This window comes from Streptomyces sp. NPDC023541 (genome assembly GCF_055559995.1).
Genome location: NZ_JBVHJO010000012.1, coordinates 117,698 through 139,486, shown reverse-complemented (window position 1 = coordinate 139,486; position 21,789 = coordinate 117,698). Strand labels below are relative to the sequence as shown.

Below are 21,789 nucleotides of genomic sequence, written 5' to 3'. Positions count from 1 at the left end.
GGTTCTACCAACTTGCGGCGGTCGCGGGATCTTCCCGCCGTCCCCGGACCCCCTCAGCGCCGGGTGGGCCGGCGCAGTGCGGCCCGCACCGGCCGGTCCGGCTGGAGCGTGAGGCCGGGGAAGACCCCGGCGCGTTCGCTCCCGCTGTCCAGGTGGAACCGCTGTCCCAGTACGGCCAGTACGAGCGCGGCCTCCACCAGCGCGAACCGGGCGCCCAGGCAGGCCCGCGGGCCGCCGCCGAAGGGGAACCAGGCGTGCTCGGGCACCGGCTGCGGGGCGTCGGCGTCCCACCGCTCGGGCCGGAAGGCCTCCGGGTCCGGGAACCACCGCCGGTCGCGGTGCACCGACCAGGGACTGGTCCACACCGAGGTCCCCGCCGGCACCGGGCGCCCGCCGAGGGTCGCGCCCTGCCTGGCCACCGCCGAGATCAGCCAGATCGGCGGATAGATCCGCAGCGTCTCCTTGACCACCTGCCGGGTCCACGGCAGCAGCGCGTAGTCGTCGTACGTCGGCAGCCGCCCGCCGAGCACGCGGTCCAGCTCCTCCGTCAGCCGGGCCCGTACCTCCGGCGCCCCCGACAGCAGCTGCCAGGCCCAGGTCAGAGTGGTCGAGGTGGTCTCGTGCCCGCCGATGTAGAGGGTGATCGACTCGTCCCGCAGCTCCTTTCGGGACAGCGGCCCGCCGTGCTCGTCGCGCGCCGCCAGCAGCCGGCTGAGCAGGTCGTCACGTTCCGCACCGGCCGCCGATGCCGCCTCGTGCTCGCGGATGACGTGCTCGATCTCCCGGTCGAGGACCGCCACCGCCTCCCGCATGCGGCGCCGTCCGGGAGTGCGCACCCAGGGCGGCAGGAACAGCGTCAGCCCGCGGAACTCCGCCCCCAGTTCGCGCTGCGCCGTCGCCATCGCCGCGCTGATGGGCGCCTCCCGGCCGGCGGCGTCACTGCCGAACAGCGTGCGCACGGCGATCCGCTGGGTCAGGCGGGCCATCTCCGCGTGCACGTCGATCCGGTCGCCCTCCTGCCAGCCGCCCGCCAGTGCGTCCGCGCACTCCACCATCGTGGCGGCGTACGAGCGCACCTGCCGCGGCCGTACGGCCGGCTGGACCAGGGCGCGCTTGCGCCGCCAGTCGTCCCCGGTGGCGACCACCACCCCGTTGCCCAGCAACTGGCGGAAGGCCCAGCCCAGTTCGCTCGGCTCGAAGGTGGATTCGACGGCGCCGAGCAGTTCACCGGCGTGCTCGGGGAGGGAGACCAGCACGTTGCGCCGGGGGCCCAGGGACCAGGGCACCCAGTCCCCGTGGTCGTCGCGCAACGACTCGAAGAAGGCCAGTGGATCGCGGGCGAAGGCGGGCAGGTTCCCGAGCAGGGGCCAGCGGCGCGGGCCGCCGCCGCGGGTGCCCGGGTGCAGGGTCGCGGTCACGCAGGCATGGTGACAGCCGCGCCCGCTGGGCACCAGGGACAGGACCGACGTGCTGCCGCCCGCCCCGCCCCCCCGGCCGCCGTCAGCCGGTCCCGTGTGCCGTGCGCGCGGCGCGTGCGGTCAGCCACCCGTACGCGGCGTCCGCGCTGAACTCCCTCTGCCCGCCCCGGAAGAGGAGCCCGGCGGTCGCGAAGGCCGGGTCGTCCGCGATGTCCGGCGAGTACGGCACCACGACGCACCCCATGCCCGCGGCGCGGGCGGCCCGCGCCCCCGGCGCCGCGTCCTCCACGACCACGCAGTCGGCCGGCTCGGCGCCCAGCCGGCGGGCCGCCTCCAGGAACACGTCCGGAGCGGGCTTGCCCAGGGCGACCTCCTCGGCGGACACCACCGTGGTCAGCAGCGCGTCCAGGCCGGTGCCCGCCAGTACGGCGTCGATCGCCTCGCGCGAGGAACCGGAGGCCACGGCCATCGGCACCCCCTCGGCGTGCAGCCGTTCGAGGAGCCCCCGCATCTGCGGGAAGACCTCGGTCCGGGTGCGCGCGAGGTCGAGGTAGGCGGCGTTCTGCTCGGCGAGCAGCTGCTCGACCGGCGCCCCGATCCCGAAACGGTCCCTGAGGACCTCCAAGGTCTCCAGCGTGCCGATGCCGATGAAGCGGGAGTGCTGCTCCCACGTGAAATCGGGGACGCCGTGCCGCTCCAGCGTGCGGCGGCCGGACTCGTAGTAGTTCGGCTCGCTGTCCACGAGGGTGCCGTCGAGATCGAATATGACGGAAATCATCCGATGTGCCCGTCCTGCCTGTCCCGCCCCGTCTCGGCCATCCTGTCAGGTCTTGCGGGCGTTCCTCCCCACCGATTCGACCAACGGCAGCAGCCGGTGCGGCACCCGCTCGCGCAGTGCCACCTCCGTCCGGGTGCGGACCACGCCGGGGAGCTGGATCAGCCGCTGGATCACGTCCTCCAGATGGGCGTTGTCCCGGGCCGCCACGCGTGTCAGCAGGTCCCCGCCGCCGGTGATCGAGAAGGCCTCGATGATCTCCGGTACGGCGGCCAGCGCGTCGCCCACGTCGTCCAGATGGCCCTGGGTGACCTCGATGTGCACGAAGGCCAGCACCGGGTGCCCCAGCGCCGCGGGGGAGAGCACCGGACCGCTGCCGGTGATCACACCCGTGCGCTCCAACCGGTCCAGCCGGGCCTGCAGGGTGCCGCGCGCGACACCAAGGATCCGGGCGTACTCGCGGACGCTGGTGCGCGGCTGCTCGATCAGCAGGCGCAGGATTCTGGTGTCGAGCTCGTCCACCGCCATGCCTGGGACTTTACCAATGGCATAGTTCAGCGCGATCGTTCCCGGCCAGGGGTCTGCCCCGTGTGCAGCGCGGCCTGCCCCCGATAGGCCAGGCCCACCACCAGCACCGCGACGGCGGTCGGCAGCAGCAGCCGGCCCACCGCGCAGCCGGCCCGGATCAGCAGCGCCCCGAGCGCCCCGCCGGTGAACATGGCGAGCACGGACAGTCCGCGCAGCTTCCAGCCGGCCGTCCCGTATCCGTAGACGGCGTCGCGCCCCATGGCGGAGCCTCCGAGGAAGGCCGTCATGGACCGGGTGACCAGTGTCGTCGGCACCCCCGGCACGTTCGCCCGCATGATCGTGGTGTTGCGCATGCCCATCGCCACCGCCAGGACCGCCATCACCGCCAGGTGCCGCGCGGTCGGCGACCCGTACTGCGGGGCCAGCCCCCAGGCCGCGGCCGCGGCGGCCAGGATGAGCCCGGCCTCGACGATCAGGCCCATGACGAACCAGCGCCGCCCGCGCGACTCCGTCACGGACTCCAGATGGGAGCCGCAGACCACCCCGAAGACGAACGCGCCCAGCGAGATCCCGGCGGGCAGCGTCGGCAGGTTGCCCGCCTGCGCGGCACCGAAGGCCAGGAACAGCACGTTGCCGGTCTGCATCGCCGTGAAGGCGGGCCCGAGCCCGAGCAGGCTCACCGCCTCGATCACCCCGGTCACGGCGGTCAGGGCGACCATCAGCGCCGGCATGTGCGGTGGGAGCCGCGAACCGGCCGTCGCAGCGGCCTTCCGCTTCTCGTCCATGAGCCCGACAGTGACACGCCCGCCGGGTCCTGCGGTGCCGACATGCCGGAAGGCATAGGGTCCGGAGGGTGAGTGACCTGTTGCTGGTGAGACACGGTGAGACCGCCTGGAGCGCCAACGGGAGGCACACCGGCCGCACCGACGTACCGCTGACCGCGCGCGGGGTCGAGGAGGCCATCTCCCTGGCGCCCTACTTCCAGGGCCGGCGCCCGGCCCTGGTGCTGACCAGCCCGCTGCGAAGGGCCGTCGCCACCGCCGAGCTCGCCGGACTCCCCGGCGCGGGCATCGATTCCGACCTGTACGAGTGGGACTACGGCGGCTACGAGGGCATCACCACCGTGGAGATCCACCGGACCACGCCCGACTGGTCCCTGTGGACCCACGGCGTCCCGCCCGGCGACGCGGACCACCCCGGCGAGAGCGCCGCCCAGGTGGGCGCCCGCGCGGACCGGGTTCTGGCCCGGGCCGCCCCCGCGCTGCGCGCGGACGACGGCGACGTCGTGCTCGTCGCCCACGGTCACTTCCTGCGTGTCCTGACCGCCCGCTACCTGCGCCTGGAGCCCGAGCAGGGGCGGCTCTTCCTGCTGCGCACGGGCACCGTCAGCACGCTCTCGACCGAACACGGCCTCCCGGTGATCGCGGGCTGGAACACCCGCCCCTGAGCCGCGCCCCTCTCGCCTCGCGCGCACGGGCCGCCTGCGTGAACATGCGTACATGAGCCATGACCGGGCGGGCGACGGCCCCGCGACGCCCACGCAGGAAGCGGGGCTCAAGGCCAACGCGATCGGGTTCCTCGACGCGCTCGTCATCGGCCTGAACTCGACCTCGCCCGCCTACTCCCTGGCCGCCGTCCTCGGGCCGATCGTGGCCCTGGTCGGGATCTACGCACCGGGCGTGATGCTGGCCTCCTTCGTGCCGATGCTGCTCATCGCCGCCGCCTTCTACTACCTCAACAAGGTCGACCAGGACTGCGGCACGACCTTCTCCTGGGTCACCCGGGCCATGGGCCCATGGGCGGGCTGGCTCGGAGGCTGGGCGATCGCCATGACGGGCGTGCTGGTCATCGGCTCGCTCGCGGACGTCGCCGTCAACTTCGGGCTGCTCGCCTTCGGCCTGGACGACTGGGCCGCCAACGCCTGGATCCGGCAGGGCCTCACCGTCGCCGTGATCCTGGCCATGACCGCGATCTGCGTCATCGGCACCGAGCTGTCCGCCCACCTCCAGGACATCCTCATCCTCGCGCAGGTCTTCTTCCTCCTGGCCTTCGCGGTGGTCGCCATCTACCGCGTCTACGCCGGCACCAGCACCCTCGAGGAGATCGAGCCGTCCATCAGCTGGCTCAACCCCTTCGGTGCCGGCGGCGCCGCCCTCACCGGCGGACTGCTGCTCGGCGTGTTCATGTACTGGGGCTGGGAATCCGCGGTCAACCTCACCGAAGAGGTCGAAAACTCCGCCACCGCACCCGGCCGGGCCGGGATCTGGTCGACGGTGATCCTCCTGGTCACCTACCTGTCCGTGGGCTTCGCGGTCGTCGGCTACGCCGGCACCGTCTTCCTCGCCGAGAACGCGGGCGAGGAGGAGGCCATCTTCGCCGTGCTCGCCCACGAGGTCATGGGCGGCTGGGACTGGATGGTGCTCCTCGCCGTCTGCACCTCCGCACTCGCCTCCACGCAGACCACGATCATCCCCGCCTCCCGCACCGCCCTGTCCATGGCCCGCCGGCACGCCCTGCCACCGCACCTCGCCCACATCCATCCTCGGTTCAGGACCCCGGACGTCAGCACGTGGTGGGTGGCCGGCATCGCGATCGGCTGGTACCTGATCGTCAACCAGATCAGCGAGAACGCGCTCCTGGACTCGCTCACCGCGCTGTCCCTGCTCATCGCCTTCTACTACGCGCTCACCGGCCTGGCCTGCGCCGTCTACTACCGCCGCCACCTGCTGGAGGGCCCGCACAACCTCCTGCTCATCGGCGTCGGCCCGGTGGTCGGCGCCGGCCTGCTGATCTGGTTGCTGGTCGAGTCGATCGGCGACATGTCGAACCCGGAGAACTCGGCGAGCGGCGCCTCCTGGTTCGGGCTCGGCCCGCCGCTGGTCATCGGAATCGCGATCGCCCTCGTCGGCGTGCTCGTCATGTGCTTCTGGCGGGTCCGCGACGGCCGGTTCTGGCAGGAGCGCCGGGGAGTGGTCGACCCGGCCCTCGTCCACGCCGGGAAGCGCTGAGGAGGCAGGAGGCCCGATGTCCGTGGTCCTTGGATACGACGAGTCGCCCGGCGCGGAACGCGCCCTGTCCGTGGCGCTGGAGGTGGCCACCGCCTTCGGAGAACCGCTCGTCCTCGTCTACGGAGCCGCCGCCCCGGGCAGCACCGGCGAGGAGTACCGGGCCCACCGCGAAGCCGTCCGCCAGGCGGGCCGCAGCGCCCTCGCCCACGCCGTGGAGGAGGCCGACGCCGCCGGTGTCCCCTCGACGGTCGAGGTCGTCGACGAGAAGCCGGCCCAGGCCCTGCTCGACGCCGCCGAACGCCACAGTGCCCGGGTCATCATCGTCGGCAGCTGGGGCGACAGCCCGATGCGCGGCGCCCTGCTCGGCTCCACCCCGCACAAGCTCCTGCACCTCTCGCCGGTCCCCGTGCTCTGCGTACCGACCGAGGGTCCGCCGCCACGCTGAAACCCGCAGGCCGTGGAGGGGTCCACGCCCCTACGATGCTCCGATGACGGAACTCCAGCGGCTCCGAGCCGACCACGCCCCGGCCCTGCTCGCGTTCGAACGTGCCAACCGCGCCTACTTCGCGGAGTCGGTGCCCGACCGCACGGACGCGTACTTCGCCGACTTCGACGCCCGCCACGACGAACTCCTCGCCGGGCAGGCCGCCGGCCGTGACCACCTGCACCTGATCATCGGCGGGGACGGGGAGGTGCTGGGACGGGTGAACCTGATCGACGTCGAGGACGGCTCCGCCGAACTGGGCTTCCGCGTCGCGAAGGACGCGGCCGGCCGGGGCCTGGCCACCAGCGCCGTCCGGCAGGTCCTGGTGCTCGCGGCGGACACGTACGGGCTGCGGACCCTGCGCGCCGCCGCGACCGTCGACAACACCGGATCACGCACGGTCCTGCAGCGCACCGGGTTCCTGCCGGCGGGGGAGACCGTACTGGACGGCCGCCCGGCGGTCCGCTACGTACGGGACCTGACCGAGGAAAGGCAGCGGCCGGCGGGTACCTGAACAACCGTCAGGCATCCGCCGGCCGGGGCCGGTCGTCAGGGGCGGGACAGCGCGTTCTCGGACGGGGACGGGGCCACCTCCGGGGCGGTCGCCCCGTCCTGCCCGGCCGCCTCCGTGGCGCGCAGCCGGGTCAGTGCCGGGCTGGTGATCGCCGTCGTCACCAGCGCCATCAGTACGAGCATGGTGAACAACTGCGGCCCGATCACGCCCAGTTCGAGACCGACGTTGAGCACCACCAGCTCGGTCAGCCCCCGGCAGTTCATCAGGGCGCCGATCGACAGGGCCTCCCGCCACGGTCTTCCGCTCGCGCGTGCCGCTCCCGTGGCGCCGCCCCATTTGCCGAGGAAGGCGACCGCCAGGATGGCGGCCGTCCACAGCCACAGCTCGGGCGAGGCCGTCAGGCCCCCGATGTCGGTGCGCAGCCCCGTGTGCACGAAGAACAGCGGCAGCAGCACGGGCACCGTGAAGGCCCGCAGCCGGGCCGCCGCCACCTCGATGCGCCCCCCGGCGCGCGGGGTGACCACCCCGAACAGGAACGCGCCGAACAGCGCGTGCACGCCGATCCGGTCGGTGGCCAGCGCGGACAGGCTCAGCCCGCTGAAGAGCGCCACCAGGACCATCGCGTCCCCGGCCCGGTCGGCGCGGGCCGCCCAGCGCGCCAGCAGCGGCCGCACCGCGTACAGCATGACCAGGGTGAAGGCCACGGCGAGGCCGGCCGTGGTGGCCGCCTCCATCGGGGATCCGGCCGAGGAGAGGGCCACCACCAGCGCCAGCAGGCACCACGCGACGACGTCGTCCACGGCCGCGCAGGCCATGGCGAGCGCTCCGAGCCGGGTTGCGTACAGGCCCCGGTCGATGAGTATCCGGGCCAGTACGGGGAAGGCCGTGATGCTCATGGCGACGGCCATGAACAGGGTGAACGGCATCCGGCCCACGCCGTCCGGGGCGAAACCGTCGTACATCGCGATCGCGAGGAGCGCGCCCAGGGCCAGTGGCAGGAGCATTCCGGCCTGGCTCACGGCGACCGCGACGCGGGTGTGACCGCGCAGGTTCTTCAGGTCGAGCTCCAGGCCGACCAGGAACATGAAGGCGAGCAGGCCGAGTTGGCCGAGCACCGAGGTGTACGGCAGGACGGACGCGGGGAACAGCGCGTGCTGGGCCTGGGGCCAGATCCACCCCAGCAGGGACGGGCCCAGCAGGATGCCGGTGGCGATCTCGCCCACCACCGGGGGCTGGCCCAAGCGACGGCAGACCGCGGCTCCCACCTGGCAGGCGAGGATCACCACCGGAACGGCGACCAGCAGTGCGGGCAGCGGGTCAACGGACGACACGGGTGCCTCCTTCGGGGGCGCCGGGACGCAGAGCGGCGGACGGGACGAGGTGCGGGGCCGGCGGCGGGACCGAGGCCGCCTGCGACCACTGCGCGTAGCGGCGCAGGCCGTACAGCAGGGGCTGCGGGTCCTCCCGTACGGTCACCCGGCGGACCTCGGCGAAGACGGCCGTGTGGTCCCCGAACCCGACGGTCCTGACCACGGCGCAGTCCGCCACGGCGTGCGCGTCCGCCGTCAGGTGCGGGCCGCCCGCCCCCAGCGGCAGCCGCCACTCGATCCGCTCGAAGCGGTCGGGCGCGCCCGAGGCGAACAGGTCGGAGGCACCGCGAGCCCGCTCGTGCAGCAGGTTCAGGGCGAAGGCCCCTTGCCGGAGCACCACCGCGAGCGTCGGGCTCGCCGCCCGTACGCACACCACGACCGTGGGCGGTTCGAGTGCGACGCTCGCGACGGAGCTGCAGGTCAGGCCATGGGGCACGCTGTCCGGGTCCAGGGTGGTGACGATGGACACCCCGGTGGGGAAGGCAGCCATGAAGGGCCGGAGGTCCGCGCGGCGGTTTCTGGCCGACTCGTCCGGCGCGGCGGGATGGGGCGCGGAGCGGTGGGGCATGTCTGACTCCTGAGGTGGCTGGAAGCGACAACGGCCCGGCCGCCGGCGGAGTGCCGTGCTGCCGGGCCGCGGTCGCGGAGGGCCTTACGCGCCGTGCAGTTGGCGCAGGTAGTCGTAGGCGCTGGGGAGGGTCTCCAGCAGGTTCTGCTGCTGGCGCTTGACGGTGTCGAAGAGCGGTTCGGCGCCGGCCACCGACTCGGGCCGGTGCGCGAGGGTGGGCAGCGGGGCGTCCGGCTCCAGACCGAGGCCGGCGAAGATGCAGTAGTAGCTGCCGTTGGTCCAGAAGTTGCGGAACTCCGCCTCGAAGTTGCCGTAGTACGTGGACTCGTCGGTGATCGGGGAGTTGATGGGCAGGCCGGCCTTGTAGGCGGAGATCTTCTGCTTGATGTTGTCGGGGAGGACCAGCTTCTTGTTGGCCTGCCAGAACGGCGTGTCGTTGCGCGGCGCGTAGAAGAAGTGCGCCTGGATGAAGTCGCGGGTGTCGTCGAACATCACCTCGATCTCGTGGTTGAAGCTGTTGACCAGGCCCTCGTTGAAGGTCTTGTCCGGGAAGTGCTTGGCCAGCTGGTAGATCGCGGCCGTGATGAAGTAGATGCCGGTCGACTCCAGCGGCTCCAGGAAGCAGGACGACAGGCCGATGCTGACCACATTCTTCACCCACGCGCGGCGGTTGCGGCCGACACGGAAGCGAATGTGGTTGAACTTCGTCTCCTCCACGTCCAGGCCCCACATGTCCGCGAACTCGCGGGTGGCGGTGTCCTGGTCGGTGAACTTGCTGGAGTACACGTAGCCGGTGCCGAAGCGGCCCAGCATGGGGATCTTCCAGGCCCAGCCGGAGGACATGGCGATCGCCGAGGTGTACGGCTCCACTCCGTTCGACTCGTCGTCGTGCGGGACGGCCGTCGCGACCGCGCTGTCGCACAGCAGGTGGTCGCTCATGTCGATGAAGGGCTCCTGCATCGCCTGGTTGATCAGCAGCCCGCGGAAGCCGGAGCAGTCCACGAACAGGTCGGCGTCCAGGGCCAGTCCGCCCTTGGTGTGCAGCGTCGTCACGTACCCGCGGGAGTCCTGCTCGACCCGGACCATCTCGTCCTGGACGTGGTTCACGCCCTGCTTCTCGGTGGCGAAGCGGCGCAGGAAGTCGGCCACCAGCTGGGCGTCGAAGTGCCAGGCGTACCGGGTGGCCGGACGGCCGTCGAGCCAGCGCGGGGCCTTCATCGCGTCCATCACGGGAGGCTCGCGGAAGCAGGCGTAGTCGAACGGCTCGGTGGTGCGGCCCTCGTACTTGCGCTTGAACCAGTAGTGCGACAGCGGCGTCTGGTCGTAGTCCGGGAGGAGACCGAAGGGGTGGTAGAAGTGGTCCGGACCGCCGCCCGGCAGTTCCCGGGCGGTCGACTCGCCCTGTCCGTCGGTCCGCCAGTTCACGAAGCGCACGGCCATCTTGAAGCTGGCGTTGCACTCCCGCATCCACTCGTCCTCGGCGATCCCCAGGTAGTCGAAGAAGGAGCGCTGGAGATTGGGGACGGTGGCCTCGCCGACCCCGATGCGCGGGATCGTCGGCGCTTCGAGCACGGTGATGTCGACCGTTCCCTGGAGCGCCTTGCCGAGATACGCGGCCGTCATCCAGCCGGCCGTGCCGCCTCCCAGGATGACGACCTTCTGAAGCCGGGTGTCGGTGCTGGTCATGAAACAGCCCTCATTTCGGAGTCGGCGGTTCGGGTGGTCGTGCTCATCAGTGTCGAAAAGCGCCCTATCACCGCTCTACACCGAAAGGATCCAGCCGTTGTAGGCCCGTTGTAGGCCCCGCGAACACACTCGTCCCGCAGGCACAGCGGCAGGCGGACGACGACCGGGAGGACGCGATGACCACCGCAGCGACCGAGACAGCGGGGCCGGCAGTACGCGTCCGCTTCCTGGGCGATTTCGAGCTGACCGTGAACGGGACGCCCGTACGGCGCTGGCGGGCCGGCAAGGCCCGCGGCCTCTTCCAGTACCTCGTCGTCCACCGCGGTCAGATGCTCACCCGCGACCGGCTCTACGCCTCCCTGTGGCCGGGCACCGACAGCACCGCGGGCAGCTCGCTCAAGGTCGCCGCCCACGCACTGCGCCGGGTGCTGGACGCCCACCCCGACCGCCCCGGGGACTCCGGGATCCAGCTGGTCTACCGCGACTTCGGCTACGTCCTCAACGTCACCGGACTGTGGTCCGACCTCGACCGCTTCCAGGAACTCGTACACGCCGGGCTGCGGGCAGCCACCGCCGGCGACACCGCGCTCGCCCGGACGCGGCTGCGGGCGGCGATCGCCCTCTACGGCGGCGAGTTCCTGCGCGGCGAGAGCGCCGACTGGGTCGTCGAACAGCGCGAATACCTCAGGGCGCTGGTCCTGCGGGCCCTGGGCGTGCTGCGCGCCGACGCCGAGGACCGCGAGGACTTCGTGGAGCTGATCGAACTCTGCAAGCGCACGCTGGAGATCGACCGCCACCACGAGGAGACCTACCGGGCGCTGATGGCCGCGCACGGCCGACGCGGCGAACTGGCCTGCGTACGGCGCTGGTACGAGCTGTGCGCCCGCCGGATGCGCGACGAACTTGCCGTGGCGCCCGGCCACGAGACCCAGCGGCTGCTGCGCGCCCTGATCCCGGGCGCCGCCCGCGCCGCCGCACCAGGGCCCGCGCCCGCTCCCGCCTCCGTCGGCGGCGCCCCCGCCGCGGTCCGCGCCCTGCGGCCCGCCGGGCGCCAGCCCGGAACACCCGCGTGGAGCGCTGATGTCCGTACCACCGCCCTGGCCCGGCCCGTACGCAGGGCCAGGCCCGACAACCGGGCCCCGGCCGTCCTGGCCCGCACCGCCGACCCTGCGACCGCGTGACCGACACCGCTGTTCAGCGAGCCCGTGAATTCCGCGACCGAGTGAGGACTCCACCGTGACCGTGCTGACCGTGCCGACCGTGCCGCAGGGCTCCAGACCACCCGGCGACGACCCCAACGCGGCCCCCCTGCCGCCGCGTTACACCGACCAGTGGATCGGCGGCGCGTGGGTCGCCTCCGAAGCGGACGGCCGCCTCGTCGTGACCGACCCCGCCACCGAGCGCCCCCTGGCCACCGTCCCCGCCGGCACCGCCCGGGACGCCGACCTCGCGGCGCGTGCCGCAGCGGCCGCCTTCGAAGGCTGGGCCGCCACCCCGCTGCGCGAACGGACCGCCCTGCTGCGCAGGGTCGTCGAGGCCATGGAGGTACGGGCCGACCGCTTCGCCGAGATCATCACCGCCGAGGTGGGCGCGCCCGCCCGAATGGCCCGCCACACCCACGTCGGGCTCTCCCTCGGCATGGCCGCGCACTGCGTCGAGACCGCCGCCTCCTACGCCTTCGAGCAGCGGGTGGGCCACTCGCTCGTCGTGCGCGAGGCCGCCGGGGTCGCCGCCTGCATCACCCCGTGGAACACCCCGCTGCTGCTCACCGTGCAGAAGATCCTCCCGGCGCTGGCGGCCGGCTGCACCGTCGTGCACAAGCCGAGCGAGATCACCCCGCTGCACGCCCGGCTGCTCGCCGAGGCCGTCGCCGAGGCGGACCTGCCGCCCGGCGTCTTCAACATGGTCGTCGGCACCGGCGACTCCATAGGCACGGCCCTGGTCACCCACCCGCTGGTCGACGTGGTCTCCCTGACCGGTTCCACCCGGGCCGGCCGCCAGGTCTGCGCCCTCGGCGCCGACCGCCTCAAGCGCGTCCACCTCGAACTCGGCGGCAAGAACGCCGGCCTCGTCCTCGACGACGCGGACCTGGCCCCGGCCGTGGCCGCCACCGTCGACCAGATGCTCTTCAACACCGGCCAGACCTGCCTGCAGTGGAGCAGGCTGCTGGTGCCGCGCGAGCGACAGGACGAGGCCGTGGAGCTCGCCGGCCGGGCCATGGACGGCTACGTCACCGGCGACCCGCGCGATCCGGCGACCGACCTCGGCCCGCTGGTGTCCGCGGCCGCGCACGCCCGGGTCACCGCATACATCCGCCGCGGCGTCGAGGAGGGCGGCGCCCGCCTGGTCCGCGGCGGCCCCGGCCGGCCCGCCGGCCTGGACACCGGCTACTACGTCCAGCCGACGGTCTTCGCCGACGTCGACCCGCTCACCACGATCGCCCAGGAGGAGATCTTCGGACCGGTGCTGTCCGTCATCCCCTACGACGACGAGGAGCAGGCGGTCCGGATCGTCAACGGCACCCGCTACGGGCTGCACGGCGCGGTCTGGTCCGGCGACGACGCCCGCGCCCAGCGGATGGCGCGCCGCTTCCGCTCCGGCCTGGTCGACGTCAACGGCGGCCAGTTCAACCCGGCCGCGCCGTTCGGCGGGTTCAAGCAGTCCGGGATCGGGCGCGAGTGCGGCACGGCCGGACTGGAGGCCTTCCTGGAGACCAAGTCGATGCAGCTCCCGCAGGGCACGGGGGGCCAGGTGGTCGGCCCGCGGCTGCGGGCCACCGAGGCCGCCCGCCCCGCGGACACCGAGAGGAACGACGGATGACCGAGCCCCATGCCGGGGAGGCCGGGGCGAGCGCCCCGGGCGCGCTCCCGCCGCTGTTCGCCCGCCTGGAACGGTGGACCCGCGAACAGCCGAACGAGACCGCGGTCAAGGCCGCGGACGGCAACCTCACCTACGCGGCGCTGACCGCCCGCACCGCCCGGTACGCCGCCGCCCTCGCCCGCGCCGGAGTCGGCCCGGAGACCCCGGTCGCGCTCCTGCTGGGCCGGTCCCGGGAGAGCGTGCCCGCCCTGCTCGCCGTCTGGAGCCTGGGCGGGACGGCCGTACCGCTGGACCCGGGGCATCCCGTCGAGCGCCTCGGCGGGGTACTGCGCGACGCCGGCGCGGCCGTCCTGGTCGCCCCCGCGGTGCCCGCCGGCCTGGAGGCCGGCGGCATCGGCCTCCTGACCCCCCGCGAGGTCCGCCGCGGCGCCCCCGGCGCACTCGCGGTGTCCCCGCCCGCCCCCGACGGCTGCGCCTACCTCATCTACACCTCCGGAACCACCGGCCGCCCCAAGGGCGTCGAGGTCACCTACCGCGGCCTGGACACCTTCGTCGAGGCCCTCCGCGGACTCGGCCTGCCCCCCGGCGGACTCGGACTCAACGCCGTTTCGCCCGCCTTCGACGGCTGGCTCTGGTGCACCCTGCTCTACCTCGTCCACGGCCAGGGGGTGGCCCTCACCGACCTCTCCCTCGACGGACTGCGCCAGGCCGCCGCGGAGGGCCGCGAGCCGCTGCCCGCCGGACTGCGCACGGTCTCCCTCACACCGTCGCTGCTCGCCGCCCACGGCGCGGGCCTCGACGCCGCCGAGGTGGTCGTCGTCGCCGGGGAGGCCTGCCCGGCCGCACTGGCCGAGCGGTTCGCCCGGGGCCGCCGGCTGCTCAACGTGTACGGGCCGACGGAGGTGACCATCGCCGCCACCTGGGCCGACAGCCGACGAGGGGACGACGTGACCAGCATCGGACGCCCGCTGCCCGGCTACCGGGCGTACGTGCTGGACGAGGAGCTGCGGCCGGTGCCCGCGGGCACCGAGGGCGAGCTCTACCTCGGCGGGCCCGCCGTCGCCCGCGGCTACCGGGGCCGCCCAGGTCTCACCGCCAGCCGCTTCCTGCCCGACCCCTTCCAGGGAGGCGGCACCCGCATGTACCGCACCGGCGACGTGGTGATCCGCCGCGACGGCGGCGAACTGGAGTACCGGGGCCGCCGGGACGACCAGGTGAAGATCCGCGGCCACCGCATCGAACTCGGCGAGGTGGAGCGCGTCGCCGCCGAACTCCCCGAGGTCGTCGCCGCCGCCTGCTGCCCGCTGGCCCCCGGGCAGAACCTCGGCCTCGCCGTCGTCGCGGCACCCGGCGTGGCCGACCCGGCGGGGCTCGCCACCCGGGTCGTGGAGCGCTGCCGCAAGCAGCTGCCCGCGGCAGCGGTCCCGGGCACGGTGCGGGTACTGGACCGGATCCCGACCCTGGCGACCGGCAAGGCCGACCGCGCGGCGCTGGCCCGGGCCCTGGCGGAGCCGGAACGCGGCGACGGACCGGGCGCCGCCGGCGCCGCGGTCAGCCCGAGCGAGCGCATCGTGATGACCGTGTGGGCCGAGGTGCTCGGCAGCGAGGTCACCGGCCCCGAGGCGGACTTCTTCGATCTGGGCGGCCACTCCCTGGCCGCCGCCCGCGCGGTGTCGGAGCTGCGCCGCGCCACCGGCCTGCGCGTCGGCCTCGGTGCGCTGCTGGCCCGGCCGACGGTCGCCGACGTCGCCGCCGAGATCGACCGGCTCGCGGCCGAACAGGGCGTGGCCGCCACCGACGCGGCCGACGCCGCCGAAGGGGCGTAGGCCGTGGGCACCTGGATCTCCACCTGGACGGCGGACCCCGCCGACCCGGCCCTTCCCGTACTGCTGTGCCTGCCCCCCGCCGGGGCGGGATGCCAGCAGTTCCGCGCCTGGCAGCCCGCGCTGGAGGGCACCGCGCAGGTGTACGGCGTACAGCTGCCGGGCCGGGAGAACCGCTGGCGGGAGCCCATGCCGGACACCTTCGAGGAGGCCGTCGAGGCCATCGCGGCCGAACTGGCGTCCACCGTCGGGAACCGGCCGTTGATCGTCTTCGGGCACAGCTTCGGCGGCCTCCTCGGCTACGAGGTCTCGCGCCGGGTCACCCCGCGCGCCCTGGTGGTCAGCGGCTGCCGGGCGCCCGGCCACTGGACCGGAGCCGGCCGCGGCATCGTCGACGACGGGGAGGAGCTCGACAAGCTCTTCGACACCGCCGACCTCGATCCCCGACTGCTCGACGAGGACACCCGCGCCCTGATGGTCGGGATGCTTCGCAAGGACGCCCAGCTGTCCCTGAGCTACGTCCACCGGCCGGGCGTCCCGCTCTCCGTGCCCGTGCACGCCTGGGGGGCCGACGGCGACGAGACCGTCAGCACGGCCGACCTGGACGGCTGGGCGGCGGTCACCACCGCCGGCTTCTCCCGGCACACCACCACCGGCGGCCACCACGCCGTACTGCGCCGCCCCCAGCCCGTACTGGACCACCTGAGCGCCCTGTTGCGGGGCGAGGGCGCGCCCCTCTCCCCGACCGCCTGACAGCCCGCCCGCACCCATCGGCCCGAGCCCGGAGGACACCGTGCCCACCACCCACCAGGTCCTCGTGAACCACGAGGGGCAGTACGCGCTGTACCCCGCCACGCGCGAGACGCCCGACGGCTGGACGCCGGCCGGCTTCGACGGCACCGAGGACGAATGCGCCGCCTTCGTCGACGCCCACTGGCCCGACACCCGCCCGCTCAGCCTGCGAGGAGCCTGAGATGGAGATCGACCTGCTCGACCCGGGCCCCTTCGGCCGCAACGACTTCTGGCCGACCTTCACCTGGCTGCGCGCCAACTCGCCCGTCCACTGGCACCCCGAGCCCGGCAGCGAGGACGGCGGCTTCTGGGCGCTGAGCCGGCACCGCGACATCATGAAGGTCTACGCCGACAGCGACACCTTCACATCCGGCCGCGGGATGCGGCTGGGCAGCGACCCGGCCGCCGTCGCCGCGGTCGCCCAGCGCATGCTCATCGTCTCCGACGTCCCGCACCACACCCGCCTCAAGCGGGCCCTCGGACAGGCCTTCGGCCCGCAGCAGATGCCGCGCCTGGAGGCCCTCGTCGAGAAGGTCGTCGGCGAACTGGTCACCGAGGCCGCCGAACGCGACGAACTGGACTTCATCGACCTCGCCAAACAGCTGCCCAACCGGGTGGTCTGCGCGATCCTGGGCATCCCGCGCGCCGACTGGGCCTGGATCGGCGCCCTGACCACCGACGCCTTCGACTCCCCGGACGAAGCGGTGCGCAGCAGCGCCCACTCGGAGATCTTCCTCTACTTCATCGAGCTGCTCGCCGAACGCCGGGCCCGCCCCGGCGAGGACCTGGTCAGCCAGATCGCCCACGACACCCTGGTGGACGAGGGCGACGGCAGCGAACGGCCGCTCAGCGACCACGAGATCGTCTTCAACCTCAACGGCGTCCTGTCCGGGGCCAACGAGACCACCCGCTACTCGGCGGCCGGCGCGGTCCACATGTTCGCCGAGCACCCCGACCAGTGGCGGCTGCTGCGCGGCCTCGGCCAGGACGGCATCGCCCCCGCCGTCGAGGAGATCCTGCGCTGGACCACGCCCGGGGTGCACGCCCTGCGCACCGCCGCCCACGACACCGAGATCAACGGGATCCCCGTCGCAGCCGGCGCCCGAGTCACGCTGTGGAACGTCTCGGCCAACCGGGACGAGGACGTCTTCGCCGACCCGCACTCCTTCCGGGTCGACCGCCGCCCCAACCGGCACGTCGCCTTCGGGCACGGCCGCCACCTCTGCCTCGGCGCCCGCCTCGCCCGCTTCGAACTCGGCGCCCTGCTCACCGAGATGCTCGCCGTACTGGACGGGTTCGAACTGACCGGCCCCGCCACCTTCAACTCGTCCAACTTCACCTGGGGGATCAACAGTCTCCCCGTGCGGCTGCTGCGCAGCCGAGCCTTCGCGAAGTAAGAAAGGGCCCGTACTGTGACCACCGCACTCGTCGACTTCAACCGTTCGGACGCCGCGTTCCCCACGACCGGGTACCCGGAACTCCTCGCCGGACAGACCGCCCGCACCCCCACGGCCACCGCCCTCGCGCAGGGCGGCCGCACCTGGACCTACGCCGAACTGGAGGCCGCCAGCAACCGCCTGGCGCACGCCCTGATCGCCCGCGGAGCCGCGCCCGGTACCCGGATCGGGCTCTGCTACCCGCGCAGCGCCGAATACGTCCTCGGCTCCCTGGCCATCCTCAAGACCGGCGCCGCGATCGTCGCCCTCGACCCGGTCAACCCCGACGACCGGCTCGCCGCGATGATCGCCGACGCGGACCCGCTGCTCGTGCTCACCCCGGCCGAACTCGGCCGCCGGATACCCGAGGACGTCCCGCGGGACGAGGTCGCCACCGCCGGAAAGGGCATGCCGGACACGGCGCCCGCGTCCGTCACCGGACCCGACACCGTCAGCCACCTCATCTACACCTCAGGCTCCACCGGCACCCCCAAGGCCGTCCTGGAACGGCACGGCGCGCTGACCAACCTCGTCCACTGGACCACCCGCGCCTACGGGGTCCGCCCCGGCGACCGCGCCTCCTGGATGTCCACCCCCGGTTTCGCCGTCCAGATCATGGAGTGGCTCGCCTACCTGCCGGCCGGCGCCGCGATCCACATCCCCGAGGCGGGCCAGGCGCAGACCCCCGAGCAGATCCGCGACTGGCTGGTCGGCGAGGGCATCACCCACACCATGCTGGTGGCGGCGCTGGCCGAGCCCGCGTGGGGCCTGGACTGGCCCGCGGACACGGCGCTGCGGATCCTGGTGACCACGGCCGAGCGCGTCCACACCTGGCCGCCCGTCGACACCCCCTTCCGCGTGGTGATGACCTACGGCACCACCGAGACCACCAACGTCCTGTCCTGCCTCGACCTCGGCGCCGGCACCGACTTCACCAGCCAGGCCACCCCCGAGGAGATCCGCGCCACCCGCCAGGTCCCGGTCGGCGTGCCCATCGCCAACCTCCGCGTCCACCTCCTGGACGAGGACGGCCGCCCGGTCCCCGAGGGGGAGGTCGGCCGGCTGCACGTCTCCGGAGCCGGGGTCGCCGCCGGCTACCACGGCCGCCCCGAACTCACCGCAGCCAAGTTCCACCCCAACTTCCTCCCCGACGACCCGCACCCGGTGCTCTACGACACCGGAGACCTCGCCCGCCGCCGCGAGGACGGCGCCGTCGAGCTCCTCGGCCGGTCCGACTCCCAGGTCAAGATCCGCGGCTTCCGCGTCGAGCTCGGCGAGGTCGAGACGCACATCGCACGCCTCGACGGCATCGCCGAGGCCGTCGTCGCCACCCAGGAACGCGGCCCCGGCGACAAGCGGCTCATCGCCTACGTCTCCCCGACCGGCGAGGCCGAACCCGACTCGGCCGCCGTGCGCGCCGAAGTCGCCCGCACCCTGCCCTACTACATGGTCCCCGCGGCCGTCGTCGTGCTGCCCTCCCTCCCGCGGCTGCCCAACGGCAAGGTCGACCGGCGCAGCCTGCCCGAACCCCCGGAGGGCCGCGACGGCGTCGGCGCCGGCTACGAGGCACCGCGCAACGAGGTCGAGGACGGGCTGAGCCGCCTGTGGGCCGAGGCGTTCCGCACCGACGGCGTCGGCATCCACGACAACTTCTTCGAGCTGGGCGGGCACTCGCTGCTGGCCTTCCAGCTCATCGACGAGATCCGCCGCCGCTACGGCGTCGAGCTGAGCCTCTCCGACCTGTCCACCTGCCCCACCGTCGCCGAGCTCGCCACCCTGGTCACCACCGAACGCGCCGGCGGCCGCGGCTCCTTCGGCGGCCTTCCCGCGATCGTCCCCGACCCGGCCGCACGGTTCGAGCCGTTCCCGCTGACCGAGAGCCAGCAGGCGCTGTGGATCGGCCGCGGCGGACTCGTCGAACTCGGCAACGTCGGCTGCCACGGCTACTTCGAGTGGGAGAGCGAGAAGCTCGACGTACCCCGCTTCGAGAGGGCCTGGCGCCGACTGGTCGAACGCCACGACGCACTGCGCACCCGTGTCCTGCCCGACGGCACCCAGCAGGTCTTCGAGGAGATCCCGGCCTACGAGATCCCCGTCACCGACTTCGGCGGCCAGGGCGAGGAGACCCGCACGGCCGAACTGGCCGCCCTGCGCGAGCGGCTGTCCCACCAGGTCCTCGACGCCGACGCCTGGCCGCTGTTCGACGTCCGGATCAGCCTGCTCGGCGGCGGCCGGGCCCGGATCCACCTCTCGCTCGACTTCCTCGTCGCCGACGCCTGGAGCTACTTCCAGGTCCTCATCCCCGACCTGGTCACCTACTACGTGGAACCGGACGCCGAACTCGCACCGCTGGAGCTGACCTTCCGCGACTACGTGCTCGCCGTCGGCAATTCGCTGCGCGACAGCGAGATCTACCGGCGCTCCGAGTGGTACTGGCGCGACCGCCTCGCCACCCTCCCGCCCGCCCCCGAGCTGCCGCAGCGCCCCGCCGACGCCCCCGAACTGCCGGTCCGCTTCGAGCGGCGCAGCCACGTCGTCTCCCCGGAGCTGTGGACCCGGATCCAGGAGCGGGCACACGCCCGCGAGGTGACCCCCTCCGGGGTGCTGGCCGCCGCCTACGCCGAGATCCTCGGGAAGGCCTCCGGCCAGGCCCGGTTCACCATCAACTTCCCGCTCTTCAACCGGCTCCCGCTGCACCCGCAGGTCAACGCGCTGCTCGCCGACACCACCACCACCCTGCTGCTCGCCGTCGAACAGCAGGACTCCACCTTCGCCGGGCGCGCCCAGGGCGTCCAACGCCGTCTCTGGGCCGACCTGGAACACCGCTACTTCAGCGGGGTGCAGGTCCTGCGCGAGCTCACCAAGCTGCGCGGCTCCCTCGCCCCGGCCATGCCCGTGGTCATGACCAGCCTGGCCGGCCACCCGCCGCAGTACGAGGAGACCGAACTGGGCGCCCCGGTCTACGGGATCTCCCAGACCCCGCAGGTCTCCCTGGACTTCCAGGTCTTCGAGAAGCCCGAAGGACTCACCTTCAACTGGGACTTCCTGCCCGCCGTCTACCCCGACGGGCTCATCGACTCCATGTTCGAGGAGTTCACGGCGCTGCTGGAGGCCCTCGGCGAGGACGAGGTCTGGGAGCGGTACTCCCCGCCGCCCGGCGAGGAGGTCCTGGACGCGGGCCAGGCGCAGGAGCGCGACACCGGCGACGCCTGGGAGCGCTACTGGGCCGGGATCCGGCGCACCGGCCGCGGCGGCGACGTCATCTGGGACGCCGACAGCGGCGAGGAGTTCCAGTGGCTCCTCGACCAGGCGCAGCGCCACTTCCGCGCCGACCTGCCGCTCATCGACCTCGGCTGCGGCAACGGCCGCTACAGCCGGGAACTCGCCCCGCACTACCCGTCGGTCATCGGCGTCGACGTCTCCGCCAGCGCCATCGACCACGCCAAGCGCGAGGCCGAGGGCGTGGCGAACGTCGACTACCTGGCGATCGACATGACCGACGCCGCACAGGCCGCGGTCCTGGGGGAGGGGCCCTACAACATCTTCGTCCGCGGTGTCTTCCACGTCCTGGACACCGAGGCCCGGGCCCGGCTCGCCGCGGTCGCCGACCGGCTGCTGGGCGAGGAGGGAACGCTGATCGTGCACGAGCCCGACTACTCCAGCAACTCCTTCGGCTACCTGGGCTTCGTGGGCGGCAAGCGCGGCCGCGCCGAGGACCTGGTCGGCCCGCTGGAGGCGGCCGGCGTCCGTCACTCGCACCGTTTCACCCGGCCCGAACTGGCCGAGGCGTTCGGCGACGAGGGCTGGGAGATCGTCGAGGACGAGGCGATAGAACTGCACGCCATCGACCCCCAGTCGGACTCCGACGCCCTGCGGCTGCCCGGCTACTACGCGGTGCTGCGCCGCAGGCGCTGATGGCCGGTCTCGCACTGGCCGGGCCGACCGGAGCGGTGCTGGCGGCGGCCGGCGACGTACGGGAGCTGCTGACCCGTACCGAACTGGACCGCGCCGGCGCCCTCCGGTCGGCCGGCGACCGCGACGACTTCCTGGCCGCGCACGCACTGGTCCGGCTCTGCGCCGGGCGGCTCCTGGGCCGCCCGGCGCAGAGCCTCACCGTCGTTCAGAGCTGCGGTTCGTGCGACCGGCCGCACGGCAGGCCGCGGCTGGTCGAGGCGCCCGGCACCGGCGTCAGCCTCGCGCACACCCGGGGCTGGGTCGCGGCCGCCGCGGCCGACGGCCCGGTCGGCGTGGACGTGGAGGCCGTCGGCGACGGGGACGTGGACTGGCGGACGGCCTCGTCCGTCTGCACGGAGGAGGAACTGGCCGCCCTGCGGTCGGACACCCACCCGCGGCGCGCTTTCCTGCGCCAGTGGGTACGAAAGGAGTCCCTGGTCAAGGTCGGGGCGGGCACGCTCGACGAGCCCGCCCGCCTCGACGTTCCCGTGTACGGGCAGGAGCCGCCGCGCTGGCACGGCTGGCGGCTGCTGGACTGGGGCGGCGCGGAGGCCGTCGGATGTGTGGCGGCCCGCGAGGAGATGCGGCTGCGGCTGCTCGGCTGAAAGACTGG

Annotated in this window: 19 protein-coding genes; 12 read left to right on the top strand and 7 right to left on the bottom strand. The window is 73.3% G+C overall.

Going from position 1 to position 21,789, the window contains the following annotated elements; translation table 11 throughout:
• Positions 1-53: 53 nt before the first annotated feature.
• The 4 genes from ACZ3X1_RS27085 to ACZ3X1_RS27070 all read right to left on the bottom strand — a co-directional run bounded on the left by ACZ3X1_RS27085 (position 54) and on the right by ACZ3X1_RS27070 (position 3,506).
• Positions 54-1,418 (bottom strand): cytochrome P450, encoded by a 1,365-nt coding sequence (locus tag ACZ3X1_RS27085; protein ID WP_356811393.1) that lies wholly within the window; start codon positions 1,416-1,418, stop codon positions 54-56.
• 82 nt (positions 1,419-1,500) lie between these two features.
• Positions 1,501-2,196 carry an HAD family hydrolase gene (locus ACZ3X1_RS27080; protein ID WP_467281275.1) on the bottom strand — a complete coding sequence of 232 codons (696 nt, stop codon included), beginning with the start codon at positions 2,194-2,196 and terminating at the stop codon, positions 1,501-1,503.
• A 45-nt stretch (positions 2,197-2,241) separates the two neighbouring features.
• Positions 2,242-2,721, bottom strand: a complete 480-nt coding sequence (locus ACZ3X1_RS27075) for an Lrp/AsnC family transcriptional regulator (protein WP_030657485.1) — start codon at positions 2,719-2,721, stop codon at positions 2,242-2,244.
• A gap of 26 nt (positions 2,722-2,747) precedes the next feature.
• Entirely contained in the window at positions 2,748-3,506 is a 759-nt protein-coding gene (locus tag ACZ3X1_RS27070; RefSeq protein ID WP_356811391.1) for a YoaK family protein, read from the bottom strand.
• Between the two features lie 68 nt (positions 3,507-3,574).
• On the opposite strand from ACZ3X1_RS27070, the gene ACZ3X1_RS27065 reads away from it, so the two are divergent.
• Genes ACZ3X1_RS27065 through ACZ3X1_RS27050 form a run of 4 tightly spaced genes read left to right on the top strand, consistent with a single transcriptional unit; the run spans position 3,575 to position 6,727 of the window.
• Positions 3,575-4,168, top strand: coding sequence for a histidine phosphatase family protein (locus ACZ3X1_RS27065; RefSeq protein ID WP_362624330.1), 594 nt, complete (start codon positions 3,575-3,577; stop codon positions 4,166-4,168).
• Between the two features lie 52 nt (positions 4,169-4,220).
• On the top strand, positions 4,221-5,729 hold the full coding sequence (locus ACZ3X1_RS27060) for an APC family permease (RefSeq protein ID WP_362624328.1): 1,509 nt from the start codon (positions 4,221-4,223) through the stop codon (positions 5,727-5,729).
• A gap of 16 nt (positions 5,730-5,745) precedes the next feature.
• Positions 5,746-6,174 carry a universal stress protein gene (locus tag ACZ3X1_RS27055; RefSeq protein WP_356811388.1) on the top strand — a complete coding sequence of 143 codons (429 nt, stop codon included), beginning with the start codon at positions 5,746-5,748 and terminating at the stop codon, positions 6,172-6,174.
• Positions 6,175-6,217: 43 nt separating this feature from the next.
• A complete protein-coding gene (locus ACZ3X1_RS27050; protein WP_356811387.1) occupies positions 6,218-6,727 on the top strand; it encodes a GNAT family N-acetyltransferase in 510 nt (169 codons plus the stop codon).
• 35 nt (positions 6,728-6,762) lie between these two features.
• Here the strand turns inward: ACZ3X1_RS27050 and ACZ3X1_RS27045 are convergent, their stop codons facing one another.
• The 3 genes from ACZ3X1_RS27045 to ACZ3X1_RS27035 form a co-directional block, all read right to left on the bottom strand.
• Positions 6,763-8,058 (bottom strand): cation:proton antiporter domain-containing protein, encoded by a 1,296-nt coding sequence (locus ACZ3X1_RS27045; RefSeq protein ID WP_467281269.1) that lies wholly within the window; start codon positions 8,056-8,058, stop codon positions 6,763-6,765.
• Entirely contained in the window at positions 8,045-8,665 is a 621-nt protein-coding gene (locus tag ACZ3X1_RS27040; protein WP_390076749.1) for a flavin reductase family protein, read from the bottom strand. Before ACZ3X1_RS27040 ends, ACZ3X1_RS27045 begins: the two co-directional genes overlap by 14 nt.
• Positions 8,666-8,749: 84 nt before the next feature.
• Positions 8,750-10,351 (bottom strand): tryptophan halogenase family protein, encoded by a 1,602-nt coding sequence (locus tag ACZ3X1_RS27035; RefSeq protein ID WP_356811384.1) that lies wholly within the window; start codon positions 10,349-10,351, stop codon positions 8,750-8,752.
• 176 nt (positions 10,352-10,527) lie between these two features.
• On the opposite strand from ACZ3X1_RS27035, the gene ACZ3X1_RS27030 reads away from it, so the two are divergent.
• The 8 genes from ACZ3X1_RS27030 (at position 10,528) to ACZ3X1_RS26995 (ending at position 21,781) form a co-directional block, all read left to right on the top strand.
• The gene (locus tag ACZ3X1_RS27030) at positions 10,528-11,532 is read left to right on the top strand and encodes an AfsR/SARP family transcriptional regulator (protein WP_467281266.1); all 1,005 of its coding nucleotides are present in this window, start codon (positions 10,528-10,530) and stop codon (positions 11,530-11,532) included.
• 127 nt (positions 11,533-11,659) lie between these two features.
• A complete protein-coding gene (locus ACZ3X1_RS27025; protein ID WP_467281322.1) occupies positions 11,660-13,171 on the top strand; it encodes an aldehyde dehydrogenase family protein in 1,512 nt (503 codons plus the stop codon).
• Positions 13,168-14,997: a non-ribosomal peptide synthetase gene (locus ACZ3X1_RS27020; protein ID WP_467281263.1), complete on the top strand. Its 1,830-nt coding sequence runs from the start codon at positions 13,168-13,170 to the stop codon at positions 14,995-14,997. The genes ACZ3X1_RS27025 and ACZ3X1_RS27020 overlap by 4 nt, the downstream gene beginning before the upstream one ends.
• Before the next feature lie 3 nt (positions 14,998-15,000).
• A complete protein-coding gene (locus tag ACZ3X1_RS27015; protein WP_467281260.1) occupies positions 15,001-15,747 on the top strand; it encodes a thioesterase II family protein in 747 nt (248 codons plus the stop codon).
• 16 nt (positions 15,748-15,763) lie between these two features.
• Positions 15,764-15,967: an MbtH family protein gene (locus tag ACZ3X1_RS27010; RefSeq protein ID WP_390076834.1), complete on the top strand. Its 204-nt coding sequence runs from the start codon at positions 15,764-15,766 to the stop codon at positions 15,965-15,967.
• A gap of 1 nt (position 15,968) precedes the next feature.
• Positions 15,969-17,183 (top strand): cytochrome P450, encoded by a 1,215-nt coding sequence (locus ACZ3X1_RS27005; RefSeq protein WP_362624319.1) that lies wholly within the window; start codon positions 15,969-15,971, stop codon positions 17,181-17,183.
• Between the two features lie 15 nt (positions 17,184-17,198).
• Positions 17,199-21,137 carry an amino acid adenylation domain-containing protein gene (locus ACZ3X1_RS27000; RefSeq protein WP_467281257.1) on the top strand — a complete coding sequence of 1,313 codons (3,939 nt, stop codon included), beginning with the start codon at positions 17,199-17,201 and terminating at the stop codon, positions 21,135-21,137.
• Positions 21,137-21,781, top strand: coding sequence for a 4'-phosphopantetheinyl transferase family protein (locus ACZ3X1_RS26995; RefSeq protein WP_467281255.1), 645 nt, complete (start codon positions 21,137-21,139; stop codon positions 21,779-21,781). The genes ACZ3X1_RS27000 and ACZ3X1_RS26995 overlap by 1 nt, the downstream gene beginning before the upstream one ends.
• Positions 21,782-21,789: the final 8 nt, after the last annotated feature.

Bases quoted from the DNA above. Each gene is read 5' to 3' on its own strand.
- ACZ3X1_RS27080 (WP_467281275.1), bottom strand. From the start codon at position 2,196: ATGATTTCCGTCATATTCGATCTCGACGGCACCCTCGTGGACAGCGAG.
- ACZ3X1_RS27075 (WP_030657485.1), bottom strand. From the start codon at position 2,721: ATGGCGGTGGACGAGCTCGACACCAGAATCCTGCGCCTGCTGATCGAG.
- ACZ3X1_RS27070 (WP_356811391.1), bottom strand. From the start codon at position 3,506: ATGGACGAGAAGCGGAAGGCCGCTGCGACGGCCGGTTCGCGGCTCCCA.
- ACZ3X1_RS27060 (WP_362624328.1), top strand. From the start codon at position 4,221: ATGAGCCATGACCGGGCGGGCGACGGCCCCGCGACGCCCACGCAGGAA.
- ACZ3X1_RS27055 (WP_356811388.1), top strand. From the start codon at position 5,746: ATGTCCGTGGTCCTTGGATACGACGAGTCGCCCGGCGCGGAACGCGCC.
- ACZ3X1_RS27050 (WP_356811387.1), top strand. From the start codon at position 6,218: ATGACGGAACTCCAGCGGCTCCGAGCCGACCACGCCCCGGCCCTGCTC.
- ACZ3X1_RS27040 (WP_390076749.1), bottom strand. From the start codon at position 8,665: ATGCCCCACCGCTCCGCGCCCCATCCCGCCGCGCCGGACGAGTCGGCC.
- ACZ3X1_RS27035 (WP_356811384.1), bottom strand. From the start codon at position 10,351: ATGACCAGCACCGACACCCGGCTTCAGAAGGTCGTCATCCTGGGAGGC.
- ACZ3X1_RS27030 (WP_467281266.1), top strand. From the start codon at position 10,528: ATGACCACCGCAGCGACCGAGACAGCGGGGCCGGCAGTACGCGTCCGC.
- ACZ3X1_RS27020 (WP_467281263.1), top strand. From the start codon at position 13,168: ATGACCGAGCCCCATGCCGGGGAGGCCGGGGCGAGCGCCCCGGGCGCG.
- ACZ3X1_RS27005 (WP_362624319.1), top strand. From the start codon at position 15,969: ATGGAGATCGACCTGCTCGACCCGGGCCCCTTCGGCCGCAACGACTTC.
- ACZ3X1_RS26995 (WP_467281255.1), top strand. From the start codon at position 21,137: ATGGCCGGTCTCGCACTGGCCGGGCCGACCGGAGCGGTGCTGGCGGCG.